Raw genomic sequence first — 6148 nt, forward strand, 5'->3', positions numbered from 1 at the left:
ACGACCGTCGCACGACGACCGTCACATGACGACCGACCGCACGACCGCACGACGACCGACCGCACGACGAAAGAAGAAGGCAGCCGGATGCGCCTGCACACACAGGAGTGGGGAACCGGTGAGCGTCTCGCCGTCCTCGTTCACGGCATCATGGCCGACCATCGCACCTGGCACGACCTGGTGCCGGTCCTGACCGACCGCGGCTACCGCGTCCTCGCCGTGGACCTGCGCGGCCACGGCGCCAGCGCCCGCGGGGCGTACACGCCGCAGCTCTTCGCCGAGGACCTGCTGGAGACCCTCCCGCGCGGCCCCGAACTGGCGCTGGGCCATTCGCTGGGCGCGCTGGCCCTGGCCCTCGCGGTCGGGGAACTGGCGCCGGACCGCGCCGTCTACTCGGAACCGGCCTGGCGGCTGGCCGGGGCCTACGGCACGCTGGACCCGGCCGTCTTCACCCTCTTCAAGCGCTCTCGCCGACTCCTGGCCGGCCTCTCCGGCCCGCCGGCGAACGACCGGCTCACCGACAACCACCGGCTCACCGACAACGCCGGTCTCACGGAGGACATCCGACTCACGGACGACCTCCGGCTCCCGGACACCATCCCCCTCGCGGACGACGTCCGACGCACGGGCGAAGGGCTCGCCAACGACCGCCAGGCGAACGACCGACACGTGATCGCCCGAGGGACCGGCGATCACGCCACCAGGCGCGTCGTGTTCGAACAACAGGCCCTCGACTCCTGGGACGAGAACACCGCCCTTGCCCTCTCCTCCCACCGGCTCGTCGACCACACACCGGAAAGAGCCCTGGTGCGGTCCCTGGTCCAGGTGTCGGACCCGAGCATGCTCGTCAGCGCGGAGATGAGGGCGGACCTGGTGCGACGCGGCTTCGAGGTGCGCACGGTGCCCGACGCGCCGCACGCCATCCACCGGGACCGTTTCGACGCGTTCGTCGAGTCCCTGTCGGGGTGGCTGTGACGGAACGGCGGAACGGTGACTCGCGCTTGCGTGAGGTGCGCGTCAGCGGACCGCGTCTCGGAAGCGGGCGTCAGTGAACCGTGCGTCAGTGAAGCGTGCGTCAGTGGACCGCGCGCAGCATGCGCGTCACGTTGATTTTCGTCGGCGACAGCCCGAGCTCCACGCTCTGCATCATCCGCTCGCCGTTCAACCGGCCGTACGCCAGCAGGTCGACGTTGGCCAGGCTGAATTCCGGCCAGGTGTGGATGCTCAGATGCGAGGCGGAAAGCAGCAGAATGGCGGTGACGGCGCCATTGGGGAAAACGTGCGAGGCCTCACCGAGAATCTGGGCGTTGCCCTTTTCGGCAGCCGTGCGCAGAACCTTGAGGAGGCGCTGCTCGTCGGTCAGGATGCTGTGATCACTTACCCACACGTCGACGGCGTAGGAGCACAAATCGTCGACGTTTATGCCCTCGGTGGCGAGGCTGGCGGAGTTGGTCATGGGGAACCGGGGGTCGCGAACCGCTGCCCCCGTCTCCTTTCACGTAGATCTGCGCTGGTCCGCGCGGCCGAAGCGGATGGTGGCGAGGCCGATAACCGGCGCTCGGTGGTGCCCAGCGTAGCATCCGGGCCACTCCACGGCCCCCGCGCGCACAGCACCCCACCCCGCGTCAAGGGGGGCGGGACCAGCCCCTTCCCCTCCCTCCGGGCCTGCCGGAAACACCTCGCCGAACATCACGGAAAGAGGCCGCCGGAGAATTCGTGAATGTTCCGGCGGACACCCGGCGAGAATTCTGGTAAACCTCGCGAAAACCTTTCCACTATTTCCCCTTCTGCTCTTCCGAATTCCTCGCGCCCGCACCGGGTCGGGTCGACACCCCGTCAGCCCGTATACTCGATAGTCCTGGATTCCATACAGCCCGCCCGGAGCAGCATTGTGAAAAACGCGCCTCGACACCGTCGGAGTACCACCCCCGATCAAGTGCTCACGGAAGTCGCGGACGCCGTCCGGCTCCAGGAGGGCCCGCCGGGAGTGCGGTCCGTCCTTCGCGCCCTGCGCCGCCTGGCTCCCGCCTCCACGAAGGACATCAGCCGTGCCACCGGGCTGCCCGTCCCCATCGTGGCCGCCGTGGGGAACGAGCTGCGCCGCCGGGACCTGCTCACCAAGGAGCGCCCCTCCCGGCTGACCCCGGCCGGACAGGACCTCGTGGCCCGGCTCGGCATGGACCTCACCCTCGACGCCACCTGCACCACCTGCGACGGCCGCGAGCTGGTCATCCCGTCCGTGCTGGACGAGGCCGTACGGCGGCTGCGCGCCGTCATGGAGTCCGGCCCCGCCGCCGACATGGCGATCGACCAGTCCCACTGCACGCCCGAGACCAAGGTGCGCCGGGTCCTGGCACTGCTCACGGCGGGCGCGCTGCCGGGCGGCTCGCTGCTGCTGATCGGCGACGACGATCTGATCTCCCTGGCCGTCGCCGTCGTGGGCGACGTCCTCGGCTCCCCGATCGTCGAGCGGGTGACCGTCGTGGACATCTCCCCCGAGATCCTCGCCTACATCAGGAAGGTGTCGGCCGGCCTCGGCACCCGCGTCGAGACGGTCGAGCACGACCTGCGCCAGCCGCTGCCCGCCGAGCTGCACAGCGGCTTCGACGTGGCGATGACGGACCCGCCCTACACCCCGGAGGGCGCCCGGCTGTTCCTGTCGCGCGCCGTGGAGGGCCTGCGCCCCGGCCCCGCGCACAGCATCTTCTTCTCCTTCGGCGGCAAGAGCCCCGACGAGATGCTCGAGGTCCAGCGCGAGATCATGGCCCTCGGCCTGGTCACCAACGGCTACATCCGCAACTTCAACGAGTACGAGGGCAGCGGCATCCTCGGCGGGGTCGGCTTCTTCCAGCACCTCCTCACCAGCAGCTCGACCGCCTCCCGGCAGGGCGACTACGGCGGTCCCCTCTACACCGGCGACAAGCGCACCCGGCAGCGCGAGTACGAGTGCGTGGCCTGCGGCGCCCAGGTCCGCGTCGGCCCCGGCGCCCGCTGGACCTCGGTCGCCGCCCTGCGCGCCGACGGCTGCCCCCACTGTGGGAAGGGCCCCTTCCGCCCGGGCCGCCTGGTCGCGGAGGAGGCACCCCCGACCCAGACCACCACTACCACCGCCACCGCCACCTCTCCGATCCCTCCGGCGCCCGTCCACCCCACCGCCACCTCGGCGACCACCCCGGCAGCGGCACCCCCTTCGCCCCCCGCGACCACAGCCCCGGCCACCCCGGTCCCCACCCCCTCCGCGGTCACATCACCGGCCCCTGCATCTCCCGGCTGGCACCCCCCGACCCCCGACGACCGGGCGGCTCTGGAGCGGCGGGCGGAGCCCTACGTCACCCGCCAGGCCGACGAAGGCGACCTGACGGCCATCGGCGAGTTCGAGGCCGAGATCGCCCGCATCTCCTTCGGTGAGGACGCCGTCGACGACCCCGCCCGGCACGCGTCCCGGGTGGGCCGTGCCATGGAGAAGTCGAAGGAGGGCATGATCGTCGCCCACCGTCCGGGTGAGGAGGCGGCCGGCTGGCTCTGGGTGAGCATCAACCAGAACCAGATGACGGGCGACCGCTACGCCAACTTCCGCTCCCTCGCCGTCGCCCCGCTGGACAACCGCAGCGACGTCGCCGAGCTGCTCCTCACCGCGGGCCTGGAGTTCTGTCTGGCGAACGGGATCACGGAGGTGGTCGGCCGCGTCCACGTCGGCAACGTCCCGATGCGCACGGTCTACCGCAAGTTCGGCTTCGACCCGGCCACCCTGACGATGAAGCTGCGCCTCCCGGAGGAGGGCACCCGATGACCGGAGCCACCGGGGCGACCGGCGCCACCGATCCAACCGCCGCGACCGCCGCGACCGGGATGAACGGGGCGACCGGGACGCCCGGCCACGAGCCCGACCGGATCAAGTGCGTCGTCTGGGACCTGGACGGCACGCTGTGGGACGAGATCGCGGTGGAGGCGCCCACCGACGAGTTGCCCACCCCCCGTCCCGAGATGCTGGCCGCGATCGACGCGCTGGCGGCCCGCGGTGTGCTCAGCAGCCTCGCGAGCCGCAGCGCCCCCGCGGTCCTGGACCGGCTGAACGCCGTACCGGAGCTGCGCGAGCGCTTCCTCGCGCCGCAGGTGTCGTGGCAGGACAAGAGCGAGTCCCTGCGCAGGATCGCCAAGGACCTCGGGATCGCCGTGGAGGCGCTGCTCCTGGTCGACGACTCGCCGTACGAGCGTGCCGAGGTGGAGGCCCTGCTGCCGGGCGTGCGCACGCTCGACCCGCGGGACGTGCCCGCGCTGCTGGCGGCGTTCGAGGGCCGGGAGGTCACCCCGGAGTCGCGGGAACGGGTGCGCCGCTACCGCACCGAGGAGACCCGCCGGGCCGAGGGCGAGCGTTTCCAGGGCACGCGGGAGGAGTTCCTGCGCTGGTGCGAAATGCGGCTCACCGTCGGCGCGGCCGGACCGCAGGAGGTCCCCCGCGCCCTGGAACTCGCCGCCCGCACCCACCGTCTGAACTCCTCCGGCCTGAGCCCGGAGCGACTGCGCGCGCTGGCCGCCTCGGACGGGCACGAGCTGTACACCGCCCGGATGGCCGACCGTTTCGGCGAGTACGGGATCATCGGGGCCGCGCTGGTCGACCGGAGCGCCGCGGGCACCTGGTCCGTTCCGCTGCTCGCGCTCTCCTGCCGGGTCGCCGGCCGGGGCGCCGCCGCGGCCTTCCTCTTCTGGCTGATGGAGCGGTCCCGCGAGGCCGGCGCCGAGGAGTTCCGGGTGACCCTGCGCCCGACCGACGCCAACCTGGAGATGCGGATCCTGCTGCGCCAGGCGGGCCTGCGTCGTACGGAGGACGCCGAGAACGCCGGGGACGCCGAGAACGCCATGGACACCACCGGGTCGGCGGTCCTGGCCCGCTCCCTCCGGGGCGACCTGCCGAGACCACCCGCCTGGCTGCACGTATCCCCCCGAAAGGACACCGAAGCGTGACGGACGCCCGCACCCCCTCCCCCACGGACCGCTCGACGGTGGAACGGGAGCTCCGTTCGATGATCGCCGAGGCCGCCCGTCTGGACGCCGCCGTTGTCGCGGAACTCCCCGCCGACACCGACCTGTTCGGCCCGGAGATCGGCCTGACCTCGCTCGCCGGGGTTACCCTGCTGGGCGCGGTCGACACCCGCTTCGGCGTCGACGTCGCCACACTGGACCTGAGCCTGGACAGTCTGCAGTCCATTGCCACGCTCACCGACTTCGTCATGGCCCATCGGTAGGGGCGGTATCCGCAGCCGACCACGACCGGCGCCCCGACGACCGCAGAGGAGATCAGCAGCGTGCCATACGACGTGCCTGGCTTCGACGAGTACAGCAACCGCTCCCTGAACGGGGAGTGGGGGGAACTCAGCAGGCAGGGAGACGGCAGGATGAGCGCTTCATGTCGCGGAGCCGCGGGTGCTGCTGAGGCACTGCACTGCGGAATCTGAGTGAGCTGTCATGAGGGTGTGCCAGGTGTTGCAGGTGCGGGGTCTGCGGGTGATGCATACGGATGCGTCCTTTGCCCGCGGCCTTGGCCGCGTACATGGCCAGGTCGACGTGGTGCAGGAGTTCCTCGGCTGTGATTCCCCGGCGGCTGCTGCCATTTCGATGGAGGCCGAGACCACCACGTCCGTGCTGCCGATCCGGTACGGCATCGTCAGAGCGGGACAGGATCCGGTGGGCGACGTCCCAGGCGCTCGAGAGATATGTGCCTGCCTCCCATTCCAGGAGAGCGGCGAACTCGTCACCCCCGAGGCGGGCGACGGTGTCTCCCGCCCGTCCTGACGCCTGGAGCCGACGGGCGGCAAGGGTCAGGACGGCATCGCCGGTGGCGCGTCCGGCTGTGTCGTTCACGCCAATAGGAAACGGACCACCAGCCGGGCGGCAACAGCCGGTTCCGCTGCTGCACCCGGCCCGTCTCCGCCAACGCCTCGTCCACAAGCGACTGAGGAACGCCTGCGTCAGCACCCCGACCGCGACACGGTCCGACAGTCGCTCCCCAGATGACTTCAGGTGACTTGGCACACCAGCAACACGGCCGGATGCCCCTAAGAGGTCCTAACAAAGGCGTTGGACGTGTCGGTGGGTGATCAGGCAGGCGGCGAGGCCGAGGAAGGCCTCGTGGATGTCGTCGCGGCGTTCC

General features: G+C 71.0%; 5 protein-coding genes and 1 pseudogene. 4 read left to right on the forward strand and 2 right to left on the reverse strand.

What is annotated here, in order from left to right; translation table 11 throughout:
- Positions 1-87 precede the first annotated feature (87 nt).
- Positions 88-498: pseudogene (locus tag ACF1A1_RS33540) on the forward strand (alpha/beta fold hydrolase); the annotation flags it as partial.
- Between the two features lie 577 nt (positions 499-1075).
- Here the strand turns inward: ACF1A1_RS33540 and ACF1A1_RS33545 are convergent.
- Positions 1076-1456: an S-adenosylmethionine decarboxylase family protein gene (locus ACF1A1_RS33545; RefSeq protein ID WP_392004988.1), complete on the reverse strand. Its 381-nt coding sequence runs from the start codon at positions 1454-1456 to the stop codon at positions 1076-1078.
- Positions 1457-1936: 480 nt separating this feature from the next.
- Here ACF1A1_RS33545 and ACF1A1_RS33550 point away from each other — a divergent pair, with 480 nt between their 5' ends.
- From ACF1A1_RS33550 to ACF1A1_RS33560, 3 genes are read left to right on the forward strand one after another with little or no spacing between them, the layout of a single operon-like run.
- Positions 1937-3790 (forward strand): bis-aminopropyl spermidine synthase family protein, encoded by a 1854-nt coding sequence (locus ACF1A1_RS33550; RefSeq protein WP_392004990.1) that lies wholly within the window; start codon positions 1937-1939, stop codon positions 3788-3790.
- Positions 3787-4962 carry an HAD-IIIC family phosphatase gene (locus ACF1A1_RS33555; RefSeq protein WP_392004992.1) on the forward strand — a complete coding sequence of 392 codons (1176 nt, stop codon included), beginning with the start codon at positions 3787-3789 and terminating at the stop codon, positions 4960-4962. Before ACF1A1_RS33550 ends, ACF1A1_RS33555 begins: the two co-directional genes overlap by 4 nt.
- Positions 4959-5243: an acyl carrier protein gene (locus ACF1A1_RS33560; RefSeq protein ID WP_392004993.1), complete on the forward strand. Its 285-nt coding sequence runs from the start codon at positions 4959-4961 to the stop codon at positions 5241-5243. The genes ACF1A1_RS33555 and ACF1A1_RS33560 overlap by 4 nt, the downstream gene beginning before the upstream one ends.
- 127 nt (positions 5244-5370) lie before the next feature.
- Here ACF1A1_RS33560 and ACF1A1_RS33565 read toward each other — a convergent pair whose 3' ends face one another.
- Positions 5371-6030 (reverse strand): GGDEF domain-containing protein, encoded by a 660-nt coding sequence (locus ACF1A1_RS33565; RefSeq protein ID WP_392004995.1) that lies wholly within the window; start codon positions 6028-6030, stop codon positions 5371-5373.
- Between the last annotated feature and the right edge of the window lie 118 nt (positions 6031-6148).

It is taken from the genome of Streptomyces sp. NPDC014995, assembly GCF_043080745.1.
Classification (GTDB): domain Bacteria; phylum Actinomycetota; class Actinomycetes; order Streptomycetales; family Streptomycetaceae; genus Streptomyces.

Coding starts and splice junctions, on each gene's coding strand:
- ACF1A1_RS33545 (WP_392004988.1), bottom strand. CDS start 1,456: ATGACCAACTCCGCCAGCCTCGCCACCGAGGGCATAAACGTCGACGAT.
- ACF1A1_RS33555 (WP_392004992.1), top strand. CDS start 3,787: ATGACCGGAGCCACCGGGGCGACCGGCGCCACCGATCCAACCGCCGCG.